At 67.5% G+C, this 1,009-nt stretch carries 1 protein-coding gene; it reads left to right on the forward strand.

Annotated elements, in window-relative coordinates; all coding sequences use genetic code 11:
• Positions 1–1,009 (forward strand): condensation domain-containing protein (locus ACWESM_RS36625; RefSeq protein WP_452495731.1); only part of this gene is annotated, 1,009 nt, incomplete at both ends.

Raw genomic sequence — 1,009 nt, forward strand, 5'->3', positions numbered from 1 at the left:
CCGACCACAAACCCTACCGACCACCACGAACACCCCTCGAACACACCATCACCCAAGCATTCACCGACATACTCCACACCAACACCATCGGACTCGACGACTCCTTCTTCACCCTCGGCGGCGACAGTTTGGGCGCGATGCGGATCGCGGCGCGAGTCGGGTCCGCGCTGGATACCGAGATCCCGGTCCAGCTGCTGTTCGAGGCGCCCACGGTGGGGGAGCTCGCGGCCCGCGTCGAACGGCATGTCGGCCAGGGGCGGCAGCGCCCGCCGCTGATCGCCGGGCCACGCCCCGAGCTCGTGCCGCTGGCGCCTGCCCAACAACGGATGTGGTTCCTCAACCAGTACGACACCAGCTCGGGGGCGTACAACTTGCCGATCGTCCTCCGGCTGCGCGGCGAACTGAACGTCGACGCCTTGCGATCGGCTCTGGTCGACGTGCTACGCAGACACGAGTCGCTGCGCACGCGGTACCCGGATCACGACGGAAAGCTGATCCAGCTGATCGAACCCGTCAACGAAGTCGATCGCGAGCTGGCTCTGGTATTCGTTCCGCCGAGCCGGATGGTCGCCGCGGTAACCGAATTCGTGAGCGAAGGCTTCGATGTGAGCGCCCAGGTGCCGGTGCGCGCCCGATTGTTCCGGGCCACCGGCGGCGCGGAGCCGGAATACGTACTGGCCGTCGTGGTGCACCACATCGCGGCGGACGGCTTCTCCATGACACCACTGGCTCGCGACGTGACGACCGCGTACGCCGCGCGGATCCGCGGCGAAGCACCGTCGTGGACGCCCCTGCCCGTCCAGTACGCGGACTACGCGCTGTGGCAGCAGGCCGCTCTCGGATCACCCGACGATCCGGAATCGCTGAGCGCCCGGCAACTCCGATATTGGACCGAGGCTCTGGACGGCGTCGTCGAGGAGTTGTCGTTGCCGGTGGATCGCCCCCGCCCCGCAGTGGCCTCCCACCACGGCGCCACCACCACCTACACCCTCGACACCGAACTCATCAC

The organism is Nocardia sp. NPDC003999, assembly GCF_053604885.1.